At 73.1% G+C, this 24,791-nt stretch carries 15 protein-coding genes and 2 pseudogenes; 7 read left to right on the forward strand and 10 right to left on the reverse strand.

Annotated elements, in window-relative coordinates; genetic code table 11:
• The first annotated feature begins 157 nt into the window (after positions 1 to 157).
• Positions 158 to 4,498: a hypothetical protein gene (locus ACGF13_RS36030; protein WP_392883466.1), complete on the forward strand. Its 4,341-nt coding sequence runs from the start codon at positions 158 to 160 to the stop codon at positions 4,496 to 4,498.
• Positions 4,499 to 4,922: 424 nt separating this feature from the next.
• On the forward strand, positions 4,923 to 5,297 hold the full coding sequence (locus tag ACGF13_RS36035) for a hypothetical protein (protein WP_392883467.1): 375 nt from the start codon (positions 4,923 to 4,925) through the stop codon (positions 5,295 to 5,297).
• Between the two features lie 261 nt (positions 5,298 to 5,558).
• Here ACGF13_RS36035 and ACGF13_RS36040 read toward each other — a convergent pair whose 3' ends face one another.
• On the reverse strand, positions 5,559 to 6,950 hold the full coding sequence (locus ACGF13_RS36040) for a hypothetical protein (RefSeq protein ID WP_392883468.1): 1,392 nt from the start codon (positions 6,948 to 6,950) through the stop codon (positions 5,559 to 5,561).
• 565 nt (positions 6,951 to 7,515) lie between these two features.
• Positions 7,516 to 7,635: pseudogene (locus ACGF13_RS36045) on the reverse strand (AAA family ATPase); the annotation flags it as partial.
• A 357-nt stretch (positions 7,636 to 7,992) separates the two neighbouring features.
• Here ACGF13_RS36045 and ACGF13_RS36050 point away from each other — a divergent pair.
• Positions 7,993 to 8,259, forward strand: a complete 267-nt coding sequence (locus ACGF13_RS36050; RefSeq protein ID WP_392883470.1) for a hypothetical protein — start codon at positions 7,993 to 7,995, stop codon at positions 8,257 to 8,259.
• Positions 8,260 to 8,277: 18 nt separating this feature from the next.
• On the opposite strand, the gene ACGF13_RS36055 is transcribed toward ACGF13_RS36050, so the two are convergent.
• A complete protein-coding gene (locus ACGF13_RS36055) occupies positions 8,278 to 9,876 on the reverse strand; it encodes an ISL3 family transposase (RefSeq protein ID WP_392883471.1) in 1,599 nt (532 codons plus the stop codon).
• A 261-nt stretch (positions 9,877 to 10,137) separates the two neighbouring features.
• Here ACGF13_RS36055 and ACGF13_RS36060 point away from each other — a divergent pair, with 261 nt between their 5' ends.
• Positions 10,138 to 10,569 (forward strand): DUF6228 family protein, encoded by a 432-nt coding sequence (locus ACGF13_RS36060; RefSeq protein WP_392883472.1) that lies wholly within the window; start codon positions 10,138 to 10,140, stop codon positions 10,567 to 10,569.
• A 33-nt stretch (positions 10,570 to 10,602) separates the two neighbouring features.
• Here ACGF13_RS36060 and ACGF13_RS36065 read toward each other — a convergent pair.
• From ACGF13_RS36065 to ACGF13_RS36080, 4 genes and pseudogenes are all read right to left on the reverse strand, one after another.
• Positions 10,603 to 10,683: pseudogene (locus ACGF13_RS36065) on the reverse strand (ATPase); the annotation flags it as partial.
• 394 nt (positions 10,684 to 11,077) lie between these two features.
• Positions 11,078 to 12,313 (reverse strand): styrene monooxygenase/indole monooxygenase family protein, encoded by a 1,236-nt coding sequence (locus tag ACGF13_RS36070; protein ID WP_392883473.1) that lies wholly within the window; start codon positions 12,311 to 12,313, stop codon positions 11,078 to 11,080.
• Positions 12,314 to 12,526: 213 nt separating this feature from the next.
• Entirely contained in the window at positions 12,527 to 13,279 is a 753-nt protein-coding gene (locus ACGF13_RS36075; RefSeq protein ID WP_392883474.1) for a thioesterase II family protein, read from the reverse strand.
• A 139-nt stretch (positions 13,280 to 13,418) separates the two neighbouring features.
• Positions 13,419 to 14,039 carry an AAA family ATPase gene (locus tag ACGF13_RS36080; protein WP_392883475.1) on the reverse strand — a complete coding sequence of 207 codons (621 nt, stop codon included), beginning with the start codon at positions 14,037 to 14,039 and terminating at the stop codon, positions 13,419 to 13,421.
• 182 nt (positions 14,040 to 14,221) lie between these two features.
• Here ACGF13_RS36080 and ACGF13_RS36085 point away from each other — a divergent pair, with 182 nt between their 5' ends.
• Together ACGF13_RS36085 and ACGF13_RS36090 are read left to right on the forward strand one after the other, a co-directional pair.
• Positions 14,222 to 15,772 (forward strand): AMP-binding protein, encoded by a 1,551-nt coding sequence (locus tag ACGF13_RS36085; protein WP_392883476.1) that lies wholly within the window; start codon positions 14,222 to 14,224, stop codon positions 15,770 to 15,772.
• A gap of 166 nt (positions 15,773 to 15,938) precedes the next feature.
• The gene (locus tag ACGF13_RS36090) at positions 15,939 to 16,121 is read left to right on the forward strand and encodes a hypothetical protein (RefSeq protein ID WP_392883477.1); all 183 of its coding nucleotides are present in this window, start codon (positions 15,939 to 15,941) and stop codon (positions 16,119 to 16,121) included.
• Between the two features lie 96 nt (positions 16,122 to 16,217).
• Here ACGF13_RS36090 and ACGF13_RS36095 read toward each other — a convergent pair whose 3' ends face one another.
• From ACGF13_RS36095 to ACGF13_RS36105, 3 genes are all read right to left on the reverse strand, one after another.
• A complete protein-coding gene (locus tag ACGF13_RS36095) occupies positions 16,218 to 17,204 on the reverse strand; it encodes an ABC transporter ATP-binding protein (RefSeq protein WP_392883479.1) in 987 nt (328 codons plus the stop codon).
• A 184-nt stretch (positions 17,205 to 17,388) separates the two neighbouring features.
• Positions 17,389 to 20,229: a hypothetical protein gene (locus tag ACGF13_RS36100; RefSeq protein ID WP_392883480.1), complete on the reverse strand. Its 2,841-nt coding sequence runs from the start codon at positions 20,227 to 20,229 to the stop codon at positions 17,389 to 17,391.
• Positions 20,226 to 23,534 (reverse strand): FtsX-like permease family protein, encoded by a 3,309-nt coding sequence (locus ACGF13_RS36105; RefSeq protein ID WP_392883482.1) that lies wholly within the window; start codon positions 23,532 to 23,534, stop codon positions 20,226 to 20,228. Before ACGF13_RS36105 ends, ACGF13_RS36100 begins: the two co-directional genes overlap by 4 nt.
• 416 nt (positions 23,535 to 23,950) lie before the next feature.
• Between ACGF13_RS36105 and ACGF13_RS36110 the strand changes: the two genes are divergently transcribed.
• Positions 23,951 to 24,682 (forward strand): ABC transporter ATP-binding protein, encoded by a 732-nt coding sequence (locus ACGF13_RS36110; RefSeq protein WP_392883484.1) that lies wholly within the window; start codon positions 23,951 to 23,953, stop codon positions 24,680 to 24,682.
• Positions 24,683 to 24,791: the final 109 nt, after the last annotated feature.

Genomic DNA, 24,791 nt, shown 5'->3' on the forward strand with positions numbered 1-24,791 from the left:
TTTCTCCCACCATCAGGCCGAGCCTTCGCGCGCTGTGATCACAATGTGGCATCCGATTCCTCCTCCCATCCGGAACAAAGGCCTCCGCATCCGACCGGACCGTCACTGGCGGCTTGCATGATGGGGACGCCTGCGAACCGCACAGAAAGTGAAGGGGATGCACCGTCACAACGCCTACCGAATAGGGCGAACCACCCGGAGAACGACAACGGCGCTGCTCGCGGCCGCCGCCGTGAGCATCGCCGTACTGGGCCACGTCCCCGTCTATGCCGACACGGGAAGTCCCTCCGCTCCTCCTCAGTCCGACACCCCCGAACGGTCCGCTGTTCTGAAGGCCCGCCAAAGCGGCAAGCCCGTCGAGATCACCGAACGACAGGACGAGACGACCGACCTCGTCGCCAACCCCGACGGCAGCTTCACCCAGCGCCGACACGCGCGGCCGGTCCGTGCCAAGGTCGGCGGGCAGTGGCAGCCGGCCGATGCCACTCTGGAACGCCGTAGCGACGGGACGATCGCTCCGAAGGCCTCCGTCTTCCCGATGACGTTCTCCGCCGGCGGCGGCACTGCGCTGGCCACCATGCAGAAGGACGGCAAGTCCCTCGCTCTCACCTGGCCGACTTCGCTGCCGCAACCCGAGTTGAGCGGCAGCACGGCCCTGTACCGCGACGTACTGCCCGGGGTGGACCTGAAGATCCTCGCCGAGGCCGACGGGTTCTCCCACCAGCTGATCGTCAGGACCCGCCAGGCCGCCGAGGATCCACGCCTGGCCCAGGTCACCTACGGCCTCAAGACCGCGGGCATCACCCTCAGCACGGGTCAGAACGGCCGGATCGCCGCGACCGACGGCTCCGGCGGCACGGTCTTCACGGCGCAGGCCCCGCGGATGTGGGACTCCCACGCCCCAGCCACCACTGCCCAGCAGCCCGCTGCGACCGCTCCCTCACCGTTGGCCAAGAACGCGCCGGCGGCCGCCGCGCAGTCCGCCGACAGCACCCCGCCACCGACCCCAGCCGCGCCCGGTCCCACCGAGCACGCGCCGAAGACGATGGCCACCGAGATCACCTCGGACACGCTGCGGCTGACCCCGGACGCTGACCTGCTGCACGGCGCGGACACCGTCTTCCCGGTCGTCATCGACCCGACGTTCACCGACGGCTGGCGCAACCGCTGGGCGGTCGTCTACTCCGCCACGCCCAACGCCGCCTACCCGGACGGGAACGGCTGGAACTCCGACAATCCCGCGGACGAGCCCCGCGTCGGCTACAACGGCAGCGGCAACACCCGCTCCTACTTCGAGATGAACACCCGCGGCCTGGCCGGCGCCACCATCATGTCGGCGACCTTCCACGTCGAGGAGACCCACTCATGGGGCTGTGACCCGGCCGCGGCGGGCAACACCGAACTCTGGGCGACCGGCCCCATCAACAGCACCACGCCGACCTGGAACAGCCAGGCCTCCTGGATCTGGCAACTGGACGCCAAGTCCTTCGCCCACGGCAACCCCACCTACTGCCCCGGGGTCCAGGGCGTGGACTTCAGCACCGAGAACCTGCGCGCCGTCGTCCAGGGCGCCGCCGACCGGGGCGACGACAGCGTCGCCCTCGGCCTGCGCACCCCGGACAACTACCTCGGCAACAAGAACAGCTACAAGCGGTTCAAGAACAACCCCTGGCTCGAAGTCACCTACAACCGGCCCCCGGTCCTGCACGACTACGCGGCCTGGGAGAGCCAGTGGACGCCGGGCAGCAGCAGCAACGTCAACGTGCCCTGCATCAGCGATCCTGCGGCCTGGCCCACCGTCGGGCGCAACGACGTCGTCCTGACCGCCAGGATCTCCGACCCGGACAGCGACGTCGCCCTGAGCGCCAAGTTCGAGGCCTGGGACCACGACACCGGGCAGTTCTTCCCGCCGGTCTGGGCTGGCGCCCCCAACGGTTCCTGGGCCGTCACGAGACTCACCGCCGACAGCCTGCGTGACGGCGGCCACTACAAGTGGCACGTCCAGGCCGAGGACGGCATCGCCGGCTCGGGCTTCGGCCGTGACTGCGGCTTCAACGTCGACCGCACGCCTCCCTCCAAGCCGACCGTCACCTCCGCCGACGGCCACAGCATCGACACCGAGGACGTACCCGCCCGCACCCCGCGCACGGTCAAGTTCGCCTCCAGCGACCAGTTCGGCCTGAAGGGGTTCTGCTACTCCCTCAACAAGCCCCTGCCCGTGGTCAACCAGGGCTGCGGCGGCACCTGGGTGGACGCCGGCCCGGACGGGACCGCGACCGTCACGATCACGCCCACCATGTGGCCGACCAACCGGCTCACCGTCCAGGCCATGGACAAGGCCGGCAACCTCTCCCCCTACGACGGTTCGGACGGCGGCCCCAACTCCAGCACCAGACTGATCACGACCGCATTCCCCAACTTCGTCCACGACACCACCGATCCGGCACTCGTCCGCGACCGTCCCGGCGACCTGACCGGTGACGGCCACGCCGACCTGGTGGCGGCCACCAGCACGGGCGAACTCGTCCTCTACGCGGGCCACGGCGACGGCACCTTCGACCAGCCCCGGACCACTGCCACCCCGGGCTGGTCCGGCGCCCTGATCACCCACCGGGGCAACTTCACCAACCAGAACCCCGGCCAGACCGAGGACGGCTACGAGGACTTCCTCGTCAAGCAGGGCACCAGGCTCTACCTCTACCCCGGCAACGGCTTGGGCGCCCCCGACGAGTTCCGGCGCACCGAACTGGCCCACCCCAGCGGCGGCGACTGGTCCGCCACCAACCAGATCCTCGCGGTCGGCGACCTCGACAACCGTCCCGGAAACGACCTGGTCACCAAGGACGGCGACGCCCTCGTCCTCTACAGCGGTACAGCCACAGGGCCCCTCGCCGGCGAACCCGACAGCAACAGGCTGAAGCCCGGTACAGTCGTCTCCGCCTCCGGCTGGAGCGACTACGACGTCCTCGCCCCCGGCGACGTCAACGGCGACGGAATCCCCGACCTGCTAGCCCGACGCAACACCACCGACCCGAACGACGCCGAGTACGGGCGCGTCCGCCTCGTCCTCGGCGCCCGCAACGCCGACGGTCGTGGCTACCAGGCCGCCGCCCCCGCCACCGGCACCGTCTACGCCACCGGCCTCGACCCCCAGCACCGGCCCCTGATCACCACGCCCGGCAACCTGCACGGCAGCGTCGCCGACAGCGGCAGGGGCTACCCCTTGTTCACCCCGACTCCGGGCCAGACCATCGGCGACGTCCTCGCCACCACGCCCGCCGACTCCGCCACCCCGGTGACGTACTACACCGCCGACGGAGCCGCCCAGACCATCACCTGCCCCACCGGCTGCCTGCTGATGTACCCCGGCACGCCCACCGGGCTCGGACAACCGCGCCTGGCCGCCCAGGGCAACCTGCACACCGTCACCGCACTCGACGGCGGACAGAGCCTGCGCAGCCCCGCCACCACCATGACGCGCGCCGCCAACGGCACGCTCGTCGCGGTCAAGGTCACCGCCGACGGCAACCTGTGGGCGACCAACCAGACCGGCACCACGGGCGGCTTCCGCAGCTGGTACCAGCTCAGCGGCCAGGGCGTCCACACCGGCGACCCGGCACCGATCCTGTCGCCGGCCGCCGGCGGCACCGTCCACGTCTTCGCCCGCACCCGCGCCGGCGGGATCGTCGACTACGCCCAGGCCGGCCCCGACGCGTCCTTCAGCCCCGCTGCGGCGGTCGGCGGCTCCGCGCCGGTCTTCGCCCGGGACCCCGCCGTCACCCTCAGCGCCAACGGCGGCATGATCGTCACCGCCGTCGACACCGGCGGCGACCTGTGGGCGACCAACCAGACCGCGCCCGGCTCCGCCTTCGGCGCCTGGTTCAAGGTCAGCGCCAGCGGCGGCCTCACCGGCCGCGCCGCAGCCGTGACGTCCCCCGCGGGAGGCGGGACCGTCAACCTGTTCGCCCGCACCACCAACGGCCACATCGGCTTCTTCGGCCAGGGCGGCCCCGCCAGCGGATTCAGCCCGGGCGCCTACCTCGGCGCCACCTCGCCCGCCTTCGCCGGGGACCCGAGCGTCACCACCGCGTCCAACGGCACCATGGTCGTGGCCGCCATCGACGTCAACGGCGACGTCTGGGCCATCGACCAGGCCGCACCCGGAACACCGTTCCGCGAGTGGTACAAGATCAGCCTCACCGGCGGTACCGGCGGTGCCACCAGCATCGTCCTGTCCCCCGGAGCGGGCGGCACCGTCAACATCGTCGCCCGCACCACCAACGGCCACATCGCCCTGTTCGGCCAGGGTAATCCGACCAGCGGATTCAGCACCGGCGCCTACCTCGGCAACCCGAACATGATCTTCGCCGGAGACCCGCGCGTCACACTCCTCGACAACGGCGCCATGATCGTCACCACCACCGACACCGCAGGCACCACCTGGGCCATCGACCAGGGCTCACCGGGAGAATCCTTCCGCTCCTGGTACCAGGTGTAATCACAAGGACAGGAAGATCAACAGGTCGGCCGGTCTGGCGGAACACGCCAGGCCGGCCGACCTGTCAATTGTCGATGCCACCGGGGACATCGAAGCAGGCATGACACATCGGCACCGCACGCGCCCGCTGTCCGCGAGGCGGACCTCCGCTTCACAGCAGCACTTGGACGGCTGCTGCCGACCGCACACTCTGCTCAGTGCATGCAACGGCACTCCCGAACCGACGTGGTGGGGAACGAATATGAATAGAGAGTATGAGGGCCCGGCCCGAGCTGACGGCGTCGGCCGGCCGGCACCGCAACCAGGCGGCAGCATGCGCCAGCCGGCTCGCCGGCGCGGCGGGTCCTTCGGGCGGCTGGCAGTGGTCCTCGGGTGTCTTGCCCTCGCGTGTACGTCCTGCGCCGGTGCCGGCGGCGATGCAGCCGTGATCAAGCAGGCCGAGCTGGTCGGGGACTGGAGCAACACGGCCGGCGCCACGATGCACGTCTCGGATGACCACAGCCTGACCGCGAGTGGGATCGATCACGCGGTGCCCGACTACAAGTGCTCGACAAGCATGACGGCCGGTAAGTGGCAGTTCTGGGTGCAGGATGGTTCGCCACACAGCTTCACGGCTTCGGCGTCGGCGACCGAGGGCGAGTCGTTCGACGTGGCGGCGAACACCGGCGAGAGGCGATGCGACCTCAAGGCCCGGGTCCAGCATGACGATCGGGGCTTCAACGTCTGTCTCGTCCTGGACCTCGATCAGACCTGCACCGCTGAGGAACTCCTCCGCAAGGAGTCCACGAAGACCCAGTGAGCGGTGCCTGGAGGTATCAGACTGGAAGGCCTCGCCGCGGTGGCCGCTCGCGTCAGCAGGCATGGCCACGCGATGTCGGCGAAGACCGCCGCTGAGGCCTTCGCAGCGCCCAACGGGTCGTGTGGCACCGTCAGCCGAATCCTCGGAGGCGTTCCCACAGGGGGCGGTCAGCGACAGTGCAGGCGCCGTCCTCGCCGAGCTCGGTTTGAGCCGGGCGAGGACGGCGGGTCCGCATGGAGGTGGTCGTCGGGGCCGGTTGGCCTACCAGTGTTCGTGGCGGTCGCAGCGCATGTCGTGTTTGTCGTGCTTGTGGTGCTTGATCGCGGTGGGATCGGTGGCGGTGTGGATGGTGGTGTCGCCGCCCCCGGTGACGGTCGCGGTGTTGGTGACCTCGTCGTCGGCCTTGCAGGAGACATCGACCTGCAGCGTGATGGGCGGGTAGCTGCTCCCGGCGGGCAGGGCGTCACTGCGGGTGCAGGTGAGGGTGTCGCGGTCGCAGGTCCAGCCCGGGCCGCTGATGCTGTCGGCCCTGAGCCCTGCGGGGAGGGTGTCGGTGACGGTGACGGTGGTGCCGTCGGTTGCCCCGGGTCCGGCGTTGCCGACGGTGATGGTGTACTCGCCGTCCCGGCCTTGGACGAACTTCCCGGTGTGGGTCTTGGTGATGGTCAAGGACGGGGCCACCGTGCAGGAGATGATCACCTGACCGTTCTGGTTCGCCGTCCCGATCGTCGAGGCCGCATAGGCCGTCCCGGCGCCCGTCGGAGTGGCGAAGCTGCTGCCTCCGCCACCACCGCCACCACCCGCTCGGCCGAGACCGCTGCTGCCGGGGGTGGCGGAGCCGCCTCCGCCGCCGCCGAAGTATCCTCCGCCTCCACCTCCCCCGGCTCCGGCGGCTACGCAGTTGCCGCCGGTGTTGTTGCCGCCGGCGCCGCCGGTGCCGACCGTGGTGCCGGTGAAGCCGCTTCCTGGGCTGCCTGCGGCGGGCGTGCAGCCTCCGGTCGGGGTGGCCGCCGCTCCGCCGGCGCCGCCCGTCGTGGTGCTGGTGCTGCCGCCTCCCCCGCCGGATCCCGGCGAACCACCGCTGTCGGACGCTCCGGTCGTGCCGGCGGTGGCGTCCGGTGTGCCGCCGGTGCCCCCGTCTCCCCCCGCGACCGTGCCGGCGAAGGGGGCCCCGCCGTCGGCACCGCCGCCGCCGGCGACGACGAGGAGGTCGGTGCCGGTGCTGACGCTGGACGCCCCGCCTCCTCCGGAACCTCTCCGGAACTGACCCGTGGGTTGGCTTGAGGTGCCGCCCGCGCCGCCGCCGTTGTATCCGCCGGTGCCGGTTCCGTTGCAGCCGGCGGTGCCGGTGCCGCCGACATTGATGGTGTAGATCGTCGAGGCGCCGGTCGCCGGCAGTGTGGTGACGACGCGTGCCCCCGTCCCCCCGCTCCCGGTGAAGCCGCAGGCGGTGCCGGTGTTGTCGGCACCGCCTGCTCCGTACGCGGTGATGGTGACGACCGCGTTCGCGGGGACGGTGAGGGTCTGCGGGGTCCCGGTGAAGCCGAAGGTGAACGACGGGTCAGCCCCTCGTGCCTGCACCGGGACGGTGGCCGGAGTGGCCCCCACCTGTGCGGCGATCGCGGGGGTTGGTCCGGCGCCGGACAGAGCCATGCACAGTCCCGCTACCACCCCCGCCCGCCGTCACTGCTCACGAGCGCCGACGCCCCTGCGGGCTTGGCCTCGTCTCACCTCCACTTCAGAGGGCGGTTGTTGTGGGGCGTGATGTCTGATCACGACGTGTCCTGACTTCCTGGCTTGGATGAAGCCCGTTTCCGCCGTGCGGCAGCGCGGCAGGTCATAGCCGATCAATCACTTATTGTCATTTCATTTGTGCGATAAGTGATGAAGTGTGGGGCCGTATGGCTGCAGGGTCCGACCTGGTGGCGCGTCATCCAGGCCTCGGCCTGAGCTGGGCTCGGGCTCCCTCGAATGGCGGACGCCGGTCAGGGTGGCAGCTTGATGCTGGGCCTTGGTGGGAGCCGGCCAAGGAACGTGCAAAAGGGGCCATGACGCCCCCGGAGCTGAAGAGCGGTTACGTCGGGGCCGGGTCTGCTCGGGTTCGGCGTGCGCATCCACGGCCGGCGCAGCCTACTGGAGCATCTTGGGCCGACGGCCCGTCGCCTGGGCGGGGGCTGGCGGGTCGTCGACCCGGAGTCCGTGGCGGTCGGCCGGCCTTGGCGGGCGCTTCGGTCCGCGCTCTGCTGCCGGCGAGGCGGTAGGAGCCGGTGCCGGTCTCGATGACGGCGCCATTGAAGGTCGGGCGGTCGACGACGGCCGCACGAAGCCGGGGGTCGGTGCGGTCCTCCTGGACATGCCTCACCCACCACCAGGCAGTAGCCGGGAAGCGGCGAGTGGAACGGCCGCACAGCGCTCCGCGTGGGGCCCTACGGTCCCGGCCATGACGACTGACGCCACCGCGTCGTGGCGCGGAAATGCTCCCCGCGGCACCCGCAGGGTCAGCGGACTGCGCCGCCTCGACCGCTCCTCGACTTCGGGCGCCTGCGCCCGCAGGAGCGCACCGATGTTGGACCAGAACCTGAGAACGAACGGGTTCTGGTCCAACTTCTGTGGCGCGGTAACGGTGAGTATTGTCGGCCGTATGTGATTGGGTTCGCGGAGAGTTCTGAAGCCATCACCTTCGGGGGGATCGTCCATGTCGCAGTACCCGTCGCTGACCCGTGCCCTGGCGGAGGCGCTCGTGGACCTCGCCTGGTTCGTCGAGAGCGCGGACGATGAGCACATGGATCAGGACGATGCAGTGAAGGCACTGGAGGGTGTCGCCGCGATGGTGGATCGCCTGTCGAACTCCCAGCGTGCAGAGTTCCAGCAGGTGATCGAGGCAATGACCGAGGCCGAGATCGATCCCAGGCGCCGTGAGTTCCTGGAAGCGTTCCCGGACGGCTTCGGACTCGTGGAGTAGTTGCCAACCGGCTCAGGCTCAGAACGCGAGGAGAACTCGCTTCCTCAAGAGCGCAAAGCCGGCGCGTCCATACATCTGTCGCTTCAGCATCTTGATCCGGTTGACGTGGCCCTCGACGACGCCCGAACTCCAGGGCAGGGTCAGCCCGGCGGTGACCGCGGCAAGGTCTCGTTCCAGGCCGTTGACGAAGGCGTGGAGACTCGGCAGGTCGTCGGCGCGGACCGCTTCGATCCACTGCGGGAGCCGGTCGCCTTGGAGCTCGGTGATCATCCTCCCAAACGCGCGGACGTGACTGGTGAGCGCGTCCAGTTCAGGGCAGTGCGCGAGCACTGACTTCAGCTTGAGTCGATCGTTCTCCGGCAGGGTGTCGGGGTGGGTCAGTATCCACCCGGCAACGGTCCGCGGCGACGGTGGCCGGGCTGCTGGTGCGGTCGGGGTCGTGCGGAACGGACGGAGGTAGGCGCGCACGGCTCCGTAGCCGCCGCGGTAGCCGTGCGTCTTGATCTCTTCCCAGAGGGTCCAGGCGTTCGTGCAGCCATCGGCCCACCGCTCGTTCAGGTACGGCTTGAAGTCGTCGAGCTTGGTCCTGCGGTTCTGCCACTGCCCCTGGAACAGGTCTTCCGGCCTCGCAGCGTCCGCCAGCCGCTGGACGGTGCGGTAGGTCATACCGAGCTGGCGCTGGATCGATCGCCGGCTGTGGCCGGCGGCCAGCAGCGCGTGGACGGTGGCGTGCTTGGCGCGGGTGCGGTCGGCAAACCGGTGCCCGGTGGGCCATGGCGAGCCGCTGTCCGCCGGTGCCTGAGTCTCTGCCTTCTCCGGGGCAGAATCAGCGGTGGTCGCGCGCAGGCAGGAACGATGGAGGGAGATGCACCGCTCCGCGGCTTCGCCGAGGTTGCGCCAGAGGTGGAAACGGTCGGCAACCTGGACGGCGGTGGGTGCCCCAATGCTGGCGCCCTCTGCGAAGAACGGAGCACGGTCACGGCAGACGACCTCGATCCCCGGGCGTTCGGCCAGCCAGGCCGCGACCGTGCCCGCCTCGCGATCCGGCAGCAGGTCAACCGGTCGGCGGGTCTCGACGTCGACCAGGACGGTCCCGTAGACACGTCCCTTGCGCATCGCGTACTCGTCGACGCCGACCACCCGCGGGGTCCGCGGCTGAGGCTCCGGGAGCGCGTCGACCAGTCGCAGGACCGTGTTCCGGCTGGCCCTCGCCCCGAAGACGTCGGCCAGCCGGGCGCCGGCTCGGCCGGCCATCGCCAGGCCGACCTCGGCAAGCGCCGACCGCATTCGTTCGGTCCGCTGGCTGTGTCGGCGGGTCAGGCCCGTGACCTGCTCGACGAACGTCCGCCGCTCGCATGAAGCGTCCTTGCACGTGAACCGCCGGACCCGCAGCCGCAGCACCATCCGCCGTCCTGCCACGGGAAGATCGGAGGGAAACCGCAGGTAGGAGCCGTGCACCCGCCCCGACCAGCTCCCGCAGCCCGGGCAGCGAGCCTTGGCCGTCCGAGATCTGACACCGACCCGGATCACGTCGCCGTCGTCCTGCACCGACACCACCCTGATCTCCGGAGCCGACAGGAAGAGCAGCTCTTCCAGCCGGAGCAGTACCTCTCGCACAGCTCAGAACCATCACCCCGAACGCCGCCGTCACTGGCCGTTTCCAGACGATCTCGGGAGACGCTCCGGCGAGATCAGCGGTCACAGGGAGTAGGCACACCACAGAAGTTGGACCAGAACCAACGAACGAAGAGCGTTTGTTGATGAGAGCCGGCAGCCCCAGGCGGCTGATGGCCCCCGACTGTTGATGAGAAGTAGGAACGGTTCGGGTGCCTGGGAATGGTGGTGACGCCGACCTGGGGCATCCGTATCCTTCGCTGGGTGAGTCTGATCGAGATGGTTCCGGGACAGGTCGAGCTCGTCGTTCAGGGGCCAGGTGCTCCGGCGGCCTCTATCCGGTTGTTCGACTGGTCCCGGGCGGAGTACGAGGTCTCCTTCGCTGTCGAGGCCATCGATGACGGTGTGCGGGCGCGGCTTGAGACCGTGACCGTGACCGTCTGGGACAGCATGAGCGAGTTCTTCGACAGCCTCGCGCGCGACTTCCGTGGTTGGGAGGGCGAGCGGGTCTGGGTCAACAATCACCTGGTCGTGACGGCGACGTTCGGCTCGGGCGGTCATGTGTATCTGTGCTGGACCCTGCGGTCCGGATTCTTCCCTGGCGACTGGAGCTGCACCGTGACGACCGTGATCGAGGCCGGTGAAGGGATGACGGCGGTCGCCGCGGACCTGCGAGAATTCCTGCGCGAGGAGTAGGCCGTCGATGGCCGGCACGTCCCGGGCACCTACTCAGCCGACGGCTTGCCGTTCAGCTCGGGCACGGGTGGTGGCGAGTCGGTAAGAGTCGGTGCCGGTCTCGGTGATGGTGCCGGGACGCCGGGACCGCCCAGTTGCCGCCGTACCTGCTCAAGGGCCGCACACGGGGCCGGCGGTCGTCACCCGCCGCCGCCCCGGCCACGGCAAGGTGCTCTCGGCCCGGGACGTCTGCCCGGACGCCGGACTGGCCCGGCTCTCCTACCTGACGGGACGGCCCCTGGACGCCGAGGACCTGGAGTTGACACCGCCGACCGGCCGCAGCTGCGTGGGGTTGGCGGCGGAGTGGCAGGCGTCCTCTTCTCACACCGCCAGGGCGGGGCCCGGCCTGGCGGTGCCTCGAGGCAACCGCGTGTCCCCGTCCGATGCGGAAGGCGTTCGCCTGTTGCCTCGTGCGCGCGGCGCGCCGGCGGAGCCGGGCGCTGCGCGGAGTAGGCGGGGATCCGCGGTGCTAGCCGAGCGTGGCGAGGTAGGCGGCGGCCAGGTCGGGGGTGGCCAGCCAGGCGGCGTGGTCGCTGGGTTCGGCGTAGGTGTTGGCGAGCCGGCGGCCGACTTTCGGGTGTTCGGCGGCGGCCGCGAACACGTCCTGGAGGTGGTCCGGCACGGTCAGCATCGCGGCTGTGAACTCCACGCTGTGGCGGGCCTGTTGCTGCCAGAACCGTTCGGCGGTGCGGCACATCCAGTCGGCGGTGTACGGGGCGTCGCCGTGCTCGACGACGGCCTGGCGGTAGGCCTCGGCCGCGCGGGCGGCGTTGTTGGCGCCCTGTCCGGTGATCGGGTCGGTGACCACCACCGCGTCGCCGAGGCCGAGCACGTGGACGGCGTCGACGCCCGAGCCGAGTTCGGCGACCGGGTGGCGGACCACCGGGGTGACCGCACCGAACAGTCCGGCCCCCGCGTCGGTCGGCTCGGCCTCCGTCCAGAGTTCCGCCTCCCAGGGCAGGTACTCGCTCAACAGCTCGCGGATCCGGGCCAGTTGGACGTCCGGCGGCGGGGCGTCGCCGAAGGCGTCCAGCGGGCTGCCGGGCAGCGCCTCCCAGAGCAGGATGTCGCAGGGGCCGGAGAGGGTCAGCGCCGGCTGCAGGTACAGCTCCCCGAGGCCGGGCAGGGCGTTCATCCGGGCCCTCGGTCCGGCGGCCGGGTCCGGCGAGCCGACGCCGTGGGCGTACAGGCAGGACAGTGCCCGCTGCGGCCGGTCGAAGGGCGAGCGGGCGGCGTCGCGCTCGAAGATCCCGGACAGGGCGCCGCGCCCGGCCGCGACCACGGTCAGCTCGTGCCGCAGGGCCAGTTCCTGCAGTCCGGCGCGGTCCAGCGTGCGGTACTCGATCTCGCCGCCGCGTTCGGCCAGCAGTTCCAGCCAGGCGGCCAGCTTGAGCCGCTGGTCCACCGACTGGGCGGGTTCGTCCAGCGTCATGGTGTACTCCAGCGCCCGCACGCCGGGGGGCGCCGCCAGCACGGCCTGCACCGAGGAGACGGCCGGCGCCTGCTCGGCCCAGAGGTCCAGCCCGGCCGCCGCCTCGATCCGCAGCGCCGGGCCGAACATCGCCTGGGTGGACAGCACCCGGCCGCCGCGCAGCTGATCCGGGGTGCGCTCGGCGACCAGCGTCACCCGGTACCCGTCCGCCACCAGCCCGAGCGCGAGCTGGAGGCCTGCCTGGCCCGCTCCGACAACGGCGATCCGGCGCACGGTTTCCTCCCGGTGATCCACTGATGGCCCGTCAAGCAGGCACAGTAGTCGAGCGGGCACGCTCCGGTCACCGGTACGGGCACACCGGTTCGAAAGTCGGAGCGATGTCCGGAGCAATGTCCGGCGCGGGAGCCGGAGCGATGTCCGATCCGCACCGCCGGCTGCCGCTGCCACCGCCGCCCGAGCGCCCCGGGTGTGCCCGCCCGGACCGGCTCAGCCGCGCAGGTGCGCGGTGAGCACCTCCACCACGTCCGCGGTCCGGTCGGCCAGGTAGAAGTGCCCGCCGGGAAAGACCCGCAGGTCGAAGGCGCCGGTGGTGTGCCGCTCCCACTCGCCGACCTGGTCGACGTCGGCGTTCGGGTCGGAATCCCCGGCCAGGGCGGTGATCGGCAGCGACACGGTCGCCTCCGGGGAGCTGTGGTAGGTCTCGATCGCCGTGTAGTCGGCCCGCAGGCTCGGCAGGATCAGCTCCCGCAGGGCGGGGATGGCGAGGACCCGCTCGTCCGTGCCGCCGAGCGCGGAGATCTCGGCGAGCAGTTCGTCGTCCGGGAGCTGGTGGATCCTGCTCGTCCGGGCCAGCAGGGGCGCGCGGCAGGCCGAGACGAACAGCCGGTCGGGGCCCTTCACACCGTCACGCTCGAAGCAGCGGGCGGTCTCGAAGGCCACGGCCGCGCCCATGCTGTGCCCGAAGAAGGCGAGCGGCCGGTCCGCCCACTCCCGCAGTTCCCGGGCGAGTTCCTCGGCGAGCCCGGCCACCGAGCGGATCGTCGGCTCGGAGATGCGGTTCTGCCGGCCCGGGTACTGGACCGCGAGCACGTCGGCGTGCGGCGCCAACGCGTTGGCGTACTCCAGGTAGTAGCTGGCCGAGCCGCCCGCGTGCGGGAAGATCACGATCCGGGCGGGCGCGGAGTCGGACGGGTTGAACCTGCGGAACCACGGATTCTCGACGACGGCGCTGCTGGACATGCGGGGTGTGGCCTCTCTCGGTGTCGAACTCTGCCGGCCCCAGTCTGGCAGTGCCGGGCGCCGCCGCGGGACCAACCGGCGATCATGGACCCCGGGTAGGCCGGTTCTCGCCCGTGGCGGCCCCGCCCGTGGCCGGTGGTCAGCCGGTGGGCCCGAAGCGCACCGCCTCGGCGCGGGAGCGGGAGACGGCGTCCAGCAGCAGCACGGACGAGGCCTCGGGCGTCGGCATCGGGCCGCCGGAGCGCACGTGACGGGTGAAGGCGGCCAGCAGCCGCTCCAGGCCCCGGCGGTGGCGGGCGAAGACCCGGGTGGAGGCGTGCCGGCCGCGGGCCTGCTGGCCGTCCAGCGCGGTGGCGGCGCCGACGTCGAGCAGCACCAGGTGCAGTTCGCGGCCCCGTCGGCTCGCCTCCCGGGCGAGCCAGCGCCGCATCCAGGCGCGACTGCCGCAGTCGTGCACCAGCAGCGGACCGCCGCCGCGCACCGAGGAGCGCAGCAGCCGGAAGTGCTCCAGCCGGGCCCAGGGCCGGTACACCGCGTACGGCAGGGCGGCGGGCATCACGGCCTCGCAGGCCTCGTGCACCGTCCGCGGGTCCACGGCCCGGACGGCCGCCCCGGACCAGCGCCGCAGCAGCGTGCTCTTCCCGGCCCCGGGCAGCCCGGACACCACCACGACGGCGTCGGCCGGGTAGACGGTGACGAACCCCGCCCCGTCCTCGCCCCGCAGATCGACCACGCCGCGCGGCACCACGACCGCATCCACCCCGCCGCCCACCAGCCCGAGCCCCTTTTCACGTCCGACCGGGAACCCTAACAACAACCGCCGACACCGCTGACCCCCGCCCGCGCGCGCCCGCCGGTGCCGGTGGGGCCCCGGTCGCCGCAGTGCATCCGTGGGACCGGCCATCCACTAGGCTGACGCCCCGTCATACAGGAGGAGGGGCCATGGCCGAGGCGGCTCCGACGTACACCGCACTGGTGCTGGACGGGCTCGCGGGCGATCCCGGCCGGGTGGCGATCCGGTACGGGGACGAGGCGTGGAGCGCGCAGCGCTGCCTGGACCTGGTGCACCGCGCCGCCCGGGCCCTGGAGCGGGCCGGGCTCGGGCGCGGGGACGGCGTGACGGTGCTGGCCGGGAACCGGCCGGAGGCGCTGCTGGTGCGGCTGGCCGCGAACCTGCTGGGTTGCCGGGTCGCGATGCCGTTCCCGGACTGGCCGGTCGCGGAGCAGGTGGCGCAGGCGGAGTTCGTCGGAACCTCCGCACTGGTCTTCGACCCGGTCCGGTGCGCGGCGGCGGCCGACGGGATCGCGCGGGCCGTGCCCTCGGCCGCCCTGCTCGCCCTGGGGCCCTCGCCGCTCGGGCTCGGCACGGACCTGCTGGACCTCGCCGCGGCCTGCTCCCCCGCCCCGCTGGAACCCCGTTACCGGCCCGAGGACGTGATGGCGGTGAAGTTCACCGGCGGCACCACCGGGCGCCCGAAGGGGGTGCTGCGCCGCTTCGCGCGCCCGCCGCGCCCGCGGCTGCTGTCCGGCTCGGTGTTCCTGCTGTGCACCCCGCTCTGCCACGGCGGCGGCACCACCGCGGACCTGGCGCTGGCCTCGGGCGGCACCGTGGTGATGCAGGACGGGTTCGACGCCGGGGCCGTGCTGGCCGCGGTGGAGCGGCACCGGGTGTCCCGGATGTTCCTGCCGCCGCACCTGCTGTACCGGCTGCTGGACCACCCGCTGCTGCCCACGACCGACACGGGGAGCCTGCGCCGGGTCGGCTACACCGGCTGCGCGCCCGCGCCGCGGCGCCTGGCCGAGGCGACCCGGCGGCTGGGCCGGGTGCTGCACCAGACCTACAGCCTGACGGAGTGCGGGCCGGTCACCCGGCTGAGCCCGGACGAGCACCTGGCACCGCGTCTGCTGACCACCGCCGGCCGCCCGTACCCGGACACCGGGCTGCGCATCCTGGACGAGGACGGCGTCGAGCTGCCGCCGGACCGCACCGGGGAGATCTGCGTGCGGACGCCGACCGCGATGGCCGGCTACTGGCGCGACCCGGAGCTGACCGAGCGGGTGCTCAGGGACGGCTGGCTGCACACCGGCGACCTGGGCAGCCTGGACGCGGCCGGCTATCTGACGGTGGCCGGGCGGCGCGACCCGATGGCGATCGTCGAGGGGCGCCACGTCTTCCCCCGCGAGATCGAGGAGCCGCTGCGCGCCCACCCCGAGGTCCGGGAGGCGGTGATGTTCACGACCACCGACCCGGACCGCCTGGAGCGGGTGCACGCCGCCGTCGCGCTCGCGCCCGGCTCGCGGCTGACGGCCGAGCAGCTGCACCGGTGGGGGCGGGCGCACGGCTTCGGCCGGAGCACCCCGGACACGCTCCTGCTGCTGCCCGCGATCCCGCTGAACGGCCTCGGGAAGCCGGACCTCGGCGCCCTGCGGGCGCAGGTGGACGGCGGGACGGGACGGGCGGCCGCCACCACTGGGGCGCGCGACATGGCGTGACGCGCCCTGCGAGTGCATCGAGCGCCCACGTGTGCGGCCTCTCGTGCGCCACCCGGCGGGAAGAACCGTCCGTGGGCACTCGACCGTGCGGCCCGACCTGCCGATACCTCCCCGGCGAGCGTCGCGCACGTCGGTGTGGGCCGCACCATCCCCCGGGAGGCACTCCTTGACCTGGCTCCGCGTCCTGACCGCACTGGGCATCCTCGCCGTGGCGGCCAGTGCCCTGATCGTCTTCGCGCTCTGCACCGCCACCTCCCGCGGCGAGCGCGCCGCGCAGGAGGCACCGCCCGACCTCCGTACGGACGCCGAGGGCAGCGGCCTCTTCCAACGGATGGGCGGCGACGGCTGACCGCCCCGGGAGGCGGCGGCCACCGCCTCCCGGACACCGCACCTCCCGGGCAGCGCGTCTCCCGGAGACCCGTCCCCGGGCACCCCGCCGTACGGCTCAGTGTCCGGCGAGGTCGTCCGGCCGGACCTCGATGTGGTCGGCCGCGAGGTCCACGGCCACCCGGTGCTCCATGCCGAGCGACTCCAGGAACTTGACCGGCAGCTGCACCCGGCCGCTGCGGTCCAGCATCACGTACTCGCGCTCGTTCACCGACTCCTCGCCGTGCTCGTCCGTCACCGTGCGGCGCAGCACCTCGCTGGCGGTCCGCCCGTCCCGGATCGCGACCGTGCGGCGGACCTCGCCCGCGACCATCGGGTCGTGGGTGACGATCACGACGGTGGCGCCGAGTTCCCGGTTGACGGTGCGGAAGGACTCGAAGATCACCCCCGCGGTCTCCGAGTCCAGCTCGCCGGTGGGCTCGTCGGCGAGCAGCACCGGCGGGTTGTTGGCCATCGCCACCGCGATCGCGACCCGCTGCTGCTGGCCGCCGGAGAGTTCGTTGGGCCTGCGGTGGGCGAGGTCCCCGATCTCCAGCGCCTCCAGCAGCTCCGCGACCCGGGCCGCCTGCTGCCTGGCCCCGCCGGCGCCAGACCGGCGGCCGCGCAGCTGCATCGGCAGGGCGATGTTCTCGGCGGCGGTGAGGAAGGGCAGCAGGTTGCGGGCGGTCTGCTGCCAGATGAAGCCGACCACCTCTCGCCGGTAGCGCAGCCGCTCCTTGACGGACATCTCCAGCAGGTCGCAGCCGGCCACCGTGGCGGTGCCGGCGGTCGGCACGTCCAAGCCGGCGAGGATGGTCAGCAGGGTGGACTTGCCGCTGCCCGAGGCGCCGACCAGGGCGACCAGGTCGCCCTGCCGGATGGTCAGTTCCAGGCCCTGGAGCGCCTGGACCTCGACCCCCTCCGCGCTGAAGATCCGCACCAGCCGGTCGCAGACGATGGCCGCGCCCTCGCCGTGCGCCTTGGGCGCGGCGGCGGCCAGGGCCCGCTGCTGGAGCTCCTGGAGGCTGGGGGTCTCGGCGACCGTCCGCTCCTGGGGAGTGCTCATCACCGCTCGTCTCCTGTCTCGACTGTCCGCTTCATCGCACCGTTCTCCACTACCCGGGCGGCCGGCGCCGCCGTCACGGCCCGTGCACCGCTCCCGGCCACCGGTCGCGGCCTTCCCGCCACGCCGCCGGCCACGGCCGCTCCCGACCGCGCCGCCGTTCCCGGCCTCACCGCCGCTCCCGGCCTCACTGCCGCTCCCCCGCCCGCAGTTCGGAGGCGATCTGGCGCCGGCCGGCGACCAGCGTCTCCAGCACCACCCCGAGGCAGACCACCAGGGTCAGTCCGGCGGTGGGCAGCAGCACCGGCAGCAGCGCCGGAGTCAGGGTCTCGCCGACCGTGGCGCCGACCAGCGCCGAGAGGTCGAAGGCGCCCCCGAGCAGGGCGACCGCCGCGACGGCGATCAGGCCGCCGCCGACGGCCGCCGCCAGGGTCTGCGGCAGCGCCTCGGCGATGATCAGCGCCAGGCCCTGCCGGGGTCGCAGGCCCATGGTGCGCAGCCGGGCGAGCACCGCCGTACGGTCCGGTGCGGCCCGCAGCAGCGTCAGCAGCACGGCCAGCAGGGCGAACCCGGCGGCGGCGAGGCCCGCGTACCAGAACAGCCGTCCGGCGGCGAGCTGCACCGGGTCGTCGGCCAGCGCGGCGGTCTTCTCCCGGCTGCTGTGCACCACGTAGCCGGGGGGCAGGCCGGAGCTGGTCCTTCCCGCCGCCGTGGCCTCGTCGTTGATCAGCTTGGCGATGCCCGACACCTGGGTGCTGCTGCCGATGCCGCGCTCCCGCAGCAGGGCGCGCACCCGGTCCGGGTCGACGTCGCCGACGGCGAACCACTTGTTCACCCTGGTCGCCCGCTTGAGCTCCGGCAGGTGCTCGGTGGCGGGGCCGGCCGGCACCACGACGAAGGGCTTGCCGGGGTCCGGCAGGGCGGGGGTGGCGGTGACGATCCCGGCGACGGAGGTGGTCATCTGGCTGCCGCTGGGCGTGCGCACCTGCGGCGCGCCCCCCGTCAGGCGTTTGGCCAGGTCCTGGCTGAACAGCGCGGGTACCGGGGAGTCCTTGCCGCCCGGGGCGGCGGCCAGCTTGGCCGGGTCGTACCCGCCGACCCCGACGGTGCGGGAGATCTCCGCGTAGGCGCCGGGCTCGACCACCACCAGGATGGCGTCGGTGGTGTCCCGGTCGCCGCCGATGAAGGTGGCCCGCTCCTCGATCCAGGCGCCGGTGGCGGCGCGGACGCCGGGCAGTTCGCCGGCCTCCTTGGTGAAGGCCTCCGGCAGGTTGGCGTAGACCGGGATGCCGACGGACACGTCGCCGCCGGTGGCGATCCGCCCGGCACGCGTCCGGGAGTGGTCCACCGTGTCGAGCACGGTGGCGCCGAACCCGGTGGCGGTGACGGCGATCAGCAGGGCGAGCAGGGGCAGTACGGAGGGCCGGCGCCGGCCCGAGTCGTCGCGGGCGGCCCGGACCAGGCCGAGGAATCCGACCAGTCCGCGGCCGCGGGCGGCGAGTGCGGCCAGCCAGCCGACCACGACCGGCTCGATCCGGGCCAGCAGCAGGCCGCCGGAGACGGCGAGCAGCAGCGGGGCGGCCACCAGCAGCGGGTCCACCCCGCCGCCCGGGTGACCGACACCGCGACGGCGGACCTCGGCCACGGCCGCGGCGGTGACGGCGAGCACGGCGAGCTCGCCGACAACTCGGCGCCGGCCGCCGGCCGCCCGCGGGCGGCGCCAGAGCAGCGCGGCCCGGGCCGGGAAGGCCAGGATCGCGAGCAGGGTCACGGCGAGCGCCACCAGCACCGGGTCGACCCACCGCGGGGTCGGCAGCAGCACCAGCGCGAGGACGGTCCCGAGCACGGCGGCGGGCAGGACGGTCACCGTGCCCTCGCCGAGCAGCCGCAGCAGCACTCCGCTGCGCGAGCCGCCGCGGGCCTGGAGCAGCCGGAGCTCGGCGGTGCGCCGGTCGGTGCTGAGCGCCGCGGCCAGACAGAGCACCACGACCGCGACGCCGGCGACGCCGGCCGGCCCGATGGCGCCCAGCGGGGCCGCGGCCTGGTAGCGGTCGGTGGCCCGGGAGAGGACGTCCGGCATCAGCGAGGTGGCGTGCAGGTCGGCCCGGAGGGTGGTGTCGATCAGGCTGGTCATGCCGGGGCCGGCCGTGTACGAGCCGATGGCCTGACGGGTCCGGTCGAGCTGGTCGGCGCGCAGCGAGCCGGCGTCGACGGGCAGCCGCCAGAAGTTCTGGCCGACCGAACCCCAGCGGCTCAGCGCGGTCAGGCTGCCGCCGTCGACGAAGCCGCTGGTCCAGTACCACGCTTCGTCGCCCTTGAGGCCCAGGCAGGCCCTGGCCGGGCAGCCGAGCCCCTCCCAGAACGGGTCCTGGGGGTCGTTGACCCGGTAGAGGCCGGTCACGGTGCTGCGCAGCGGGACGGGTCCGTCGGTGCCGCTCTCGATGACGTCGCCGATCTTGATGCCGATGGCCTCGGCGGCCTGCTGGCTCAGCACGATCGGCAGCGGGCCGTCGGCCGGGGCGGGGCCCGGCCAGGTGCCCGCGGTCAGGGTCACCCGGTCGGTGAGGCCGTGCAGGTAGAACAGGCCGAGCATCGGGCTGGCGTTCGGGGAGAACCGGGTGTACCCGGGGTTGAAGATCGAGCGTTCGTTCTTCACCCGGGTGCCGAAGACCCGGCCGACCGGGCTCAGCGGCAACCGCTGTCCGATCTGGGCGTCGAGCTTCTGCTGCAGGGTCTCCAGCTCGGTGGCGGTGTCGCCGGGGGCCGTGCCCGAGGTGACTTCCAGGTTGGTCACGTTGGCGCCCAGGCTGCGCGTGAACTGCTGGAGCGCGGTGTCCGCGCCCCGGTCCGCGAGGCGCGGGAACGCGGCCGCCAGGAAGACGGTGACGAAGGCGAGGGCCGCGGTGAGCAGCGCGGCCAGCGGCATCGCGCGCAGCCGGGTGCGGACCCAGGGCGCGGGCCGGGGAGCCCGCGCGGGCGCGGGCTCCGGCGCGGGGGTGGGCACGGTGGTGCCGGCCTTGGGGGTCACATCTCCTCCACGTGGCGCAGCCGGGCGGCCACGTCTCGACGCCGGCGCCCGATCAGGAAGGCCGACAGCAGCGGGACGACGGCGATCGCGGCCGCGAACAGCAGCGCCTGACCGTACGGCAGCTCGACCACGGCCTCGGGCACCGGGCGGCGGGCGGCCGGGGTCAGCACCACGAAGGGCACGATCAGCCGGACGAGCAGGGCGCCCAGGGCGAGTCCGACGATGCCGCCGAGGCCGACCAGCACCGCGTTCTCGATGGCGGCGGTGCGGGCGACCTGCTTGCGCGGGGCCCCCAGGGCGAGCAGCAGCGCGGAGTCGCGGGAGCGCTCGTGGGCGGAGCCGGCCACGGCGGCGGCGAAGCCGATCGCGGCGAGCACGGCGGTGGCGATCGCGATGGCCATCAGCGCGCTCTGCGGCGCGGCGCCGACCGGGTCGCCGAGGAGACCCTCGGAGACCTCGTCGTAGAGCGCGAGGTCCTGGCTGCCGGGGGCGCCGCGCAGGGCGGCGGCGGCCTCGGCCGGGGCGCGGTCGCCCGGCCCGGCGGCGGGCAGCCACCACTCGGTGCGGGTCGGCAGGTTGCGGTCCTGGGCGGACAGCGTCCGGGCGACCGAGTCGAGGTCCAGCACCAGCGCCCGGCGGCCGGCCACCGGCACGGCCTCGACGGCGCCGGTCACCTTGACCGGGACGACGACCCCGCTGAACGGGACCTGGAGGGTGTCGCCGACCGAGGCCCCGAGGGCCTTCAGGTAGTCACGGGTGGCGACGCCGTTGAGGGCGGCGGGCAGGGCGGCCCCGGCCGGGCTCAGCACGGCGCGCACGGAGTCGCCGATGCCGCGGCCGGACTGGTAGCGGACCGTGAACAGGCTGTCGGCGGTGGCCGCTTCGGAGGCGAGCTCGGCCTTCGGGGAGCTGTTGACGCCGGGGCGGGGCGCCGGGGGCTTGAGATTCCACCCGGTACCGGCCGGCACCGGGACGGCGGTCGACGGTCCGTCGGTCGTCTCCGAGACGGCCAGGTTCCGTACGGCGACCTCGCCCGTGCTGCGGTCGCCGAAGCCGACGGTCGCGCCGACCACGGTCAGCGGGGCGGCGACCGAGCCCACCGGGGCGTCGACCAGCGCGCCGAGCGGGATCGAGGCGCGGACCTGGCCGTTCAGCGGGAGCTCGCCGAACGGGACCTTGTGGACCAGGCCGAAACGGTCGCGCAGCAGCAGCCGGACCTCAGGGTGGACCGGGCTGCCGGACCAGGAGGGCCCCAGGTCCGGCTGGTTCACCGCGATGTCGGCGTCGATCCGCAGCGGGTGGCCGGGCAGCGGGATGGCGGAGGCGGGGGTGGGAGTGGCGAGCGCGCCGAAGACCTCCGTGCCGCTGTGGCCGTCGAGCAGGTCGGAGCGGAGCGGGACGCGTGCGGCGAAGGCCGCGGAGTCCACGGCCAGCAGCTCGCCGGCGCCGCCCTGCATCGGCTGCTCGTCGCGCACCACCGGGACCAGCCGGTCGCCGCCGGGCAGGCTGCCGTAGCGGCCGCCCTGGCCCATCTGGGCGTTGTGCGAGCCGGAGATGCGCAGTCCGCCCGACGTGGCGAAGACCGCCTGGTCGCGCTGGGAGGCGGTCCAGGTGGCGTGCTGACCGAGCGCCAGCACGCCGGTGGCCACGGCCATCACGAGCAGCAGGACGGGGCCGGTGGCGCGGCCGGGCCGGCGGGCCAGCTGCCAGCCGACCATGGCGGGGCCGAGGCCCTTGCCCCGGGCCGCCGCGCGGGCGCCGAACCGGGCGACGAACGGGAGCAGCCGCAGCACCACGAGGGTGCCGGCGCACAGGGCGAGCGTCGGGGTGGCGACCAGCAGCAGGTCCACGTCGAGCCGGCCGCTGGAGTCGGCGGACAGCCCGCCGCCGTACTGGTCGAGCTGCTGGTAGGCGAGCACGGCCAGGGCCAGCACGGCGAGGTCGCCGCCGTTGCGGGCGACGCCGGAGACCACGGCCTGACGGCGGCCGGCCCGGCGGCGCAGGGCGGCACCGACGCCACGCACCACGCTGGGCACGGTGGCCAGCAGGATGCAGGCGAACGCGCAGGCCGCGGCCACCGGCCAGAGCGACCAGCTGATGCCGGTGTCCAGGGCGACCTGGTGGGAGCTGCCGAGGCCGCCCAGCGCGCGGACCAGGGCCGGGGTGAGCAGCGGCGCGAACGCGGCCGCGGGCAGGGCCAGCAGCAGCGACTCCAGGGCGGTGAAGGAGCCGAGCCTCAGGGCCGAGGCGCCGCGCGCGGCGAGCACCTCGTTCTCGGACTCCTGCCGCGCGGAGATCAGGTGGACGACCAGCAGCAGGGCCGCCGCGGCCAGCACCGCCAGTTGGAGGGCGCCGATCAGCAGGGTGGACCGGGCGACCACCATGCTGTCGGACAACTCGTGCATGATGTCGGGAAGTTCGGTCTTCGCGCCGAGGGAGGCGGTGGTCCGCAGCTCCCCGCCGAGGCTCTGGGCGCGGTCGCCGAGGGCCTGCGCGGCGGCCCGGTCGATGCCGGAGAAGTCGGCGTCCAGCGACCAGCTGCGGCCGCTCTGGACCAAGCCGGCCGTGGTGAAGGCGCTCTGATCGACCATCATCGGACCGTAGGTGGTGAAGCCGCCGACCTCGATCTCGTGGCCGCCGACCGGGTCGATCCGCCAGTACGGGGCGGTCGGGTCGGTGGCCCGGTAGACGCCGGTGACCCGGACGGTCAGCGGCGTGCTGTCGGCCCGGTCGACGAGCCGGACCTCGGCGGGCAGGGCCTGCTCGGCCAGGCCGAACCGGTGCAGCAGGCTCTGTGGGACGGCGACCTCCGGCGCGGCGGACCGGACCGGGCCGGTGGCGGCGCCCGGCCAGGTGCCGGCCAGCAGTTGGACCCGGCCGCGGTCGAGGTCGGCGAGGACCGTGAGGTCGAGCTGGGCGCCGGGGGCGCCGGACGCGGGGCTGCCGGACGCGGTGCCGTTCGCCGGGTTGCTGTTCGCCGCGGTGCCGGAGCCCGGCAGGCCGTAGGACCGGCTGCGCGTCACGCTGTCGGTGTGCACGGGCAGGTCACCGAAGAGCTTCTGCCGGTAGGCGGCGAGCGCCGCCTCGTCCTTCGCCCGCTGGTCCAGGCCGTGCTCACCGGTGACCGCCACGGTCGTCCGGGCGTGACCGGACCCCTGGAGCGCCTGCCGCAGGCCTGCCTCACCGACGCTGCTGTTGAAGGCCACCAAGGCGGTCAGCACGGACGTGGTGATCAGCACCGCCAGCAGGACGGCGGCAGCCAACGGCAGTCGCCCGCGCAGTCGGCGCACGACGAAGCCGAGCATCAAGTTCCTCCCCCGGATTCACATCCCCGGTTGCACCTCCGGGCTCCGCCCATCGATCCGGTCCGAGTACAAATCGGCCACAGATGGACACTTCACGAGCACACCGGCGCATTGACCACCGGCAATGGGTCGCCGGATAGCGGACGATGCTGTCAGATTCGATCCAGGAACGGAAGGACTTGCGCGAATCAAGTTTGAAGTGAGCAAATTCCGTTCATTGGTAGCATCCCGGCCGGGGATACCCCCGGTTGAATGCCATGCACACTTCACAAATCCGGCCTCGGCGCGCTCTTCGGCCCGGGACACCGGCTTCCCGGATTCGCCGCCCGGAACGTGAACGCCGGAAACAGCCATATCCGTAGAACCGGACGGGACCCGGACGCGACCGGGCCGCCACGCCCACAGGGGGACGCCGCATGACGCACCATCAGGCCGCCACCGCCGACACCGCCACCCAGCCGATGGTGGCCGTGACCGACCTCCGCCGGAGCTTCGGCACCGGCGAGCGGGCCGTGCACGCCCTGCGGGGCGTCTCGTTCACCGTCGGCCGCGGCGAACTCACCGCGCTCAAGGGCCGGTCGGGCTCCGGCAAGACCACCCTGCTCAACCTGGTCGGCGGCCTGGACACACCGACCGGCGGCAGCATCGCGCTGGACGGCATCGACCTCGCCGGGCTGGACGAGGACGGCCGGCTCGCCCTGCGGCGGGAGCGGATCGGCTTCATCTTCCAGTCCTTCGGGCTGATACCGATGCTCACCGCCGCCGAGAACGTCGGTGTGCCCATGCGGCTGCGCAAGACCCCCGCCGCCGAGCGCGAGGAGCGTGCGCACACCCTGCTCGCCCTGGTCGGCCTGGCCGACCACGCCAACCAGCGCCCCGGCGAACTCTCCGGCGGCCAGCAGCAGCGCGTCGCCATCGCCCGCGCACTGGCCAACGAGCCCAGCCTCATCATCGCCGACGAGCCGACCGGGCAGCTGGACTCGGAGACCGGTCGCGCGATCATGGAGCTGCTGCGCGCGGTGGTGCGCAGCGAGGGCGTCACGGTGCTGGTCGCCACCCACGACCCGACGCTGATGGGGCTCGCCGACCGGGTGATCGAGGTCCGGGACGGACGGGTCGTCGAGGAGGGGGCGGAGCAGGCCGCCTAGCGGAGCGGGCAGTTCGGCCCCGGCGGGTCACGGGGCCACAGGCACAGGTGTGGGGATGCGGGGTGCGTCCCCACACCCGGCCGGATCGATGGAAATTCGGTGCGACTGA

The sequence above is a fragment of the Kitasatospora sp. NPDC048286 genome (genome assembly GCF_043201735.1).
Classification (GTDB): domain Bacteria; phylum Actinomycetota; class Actinomycetes; order Streptomycetales; family Streptomycetaceae; genus Kitasatospora.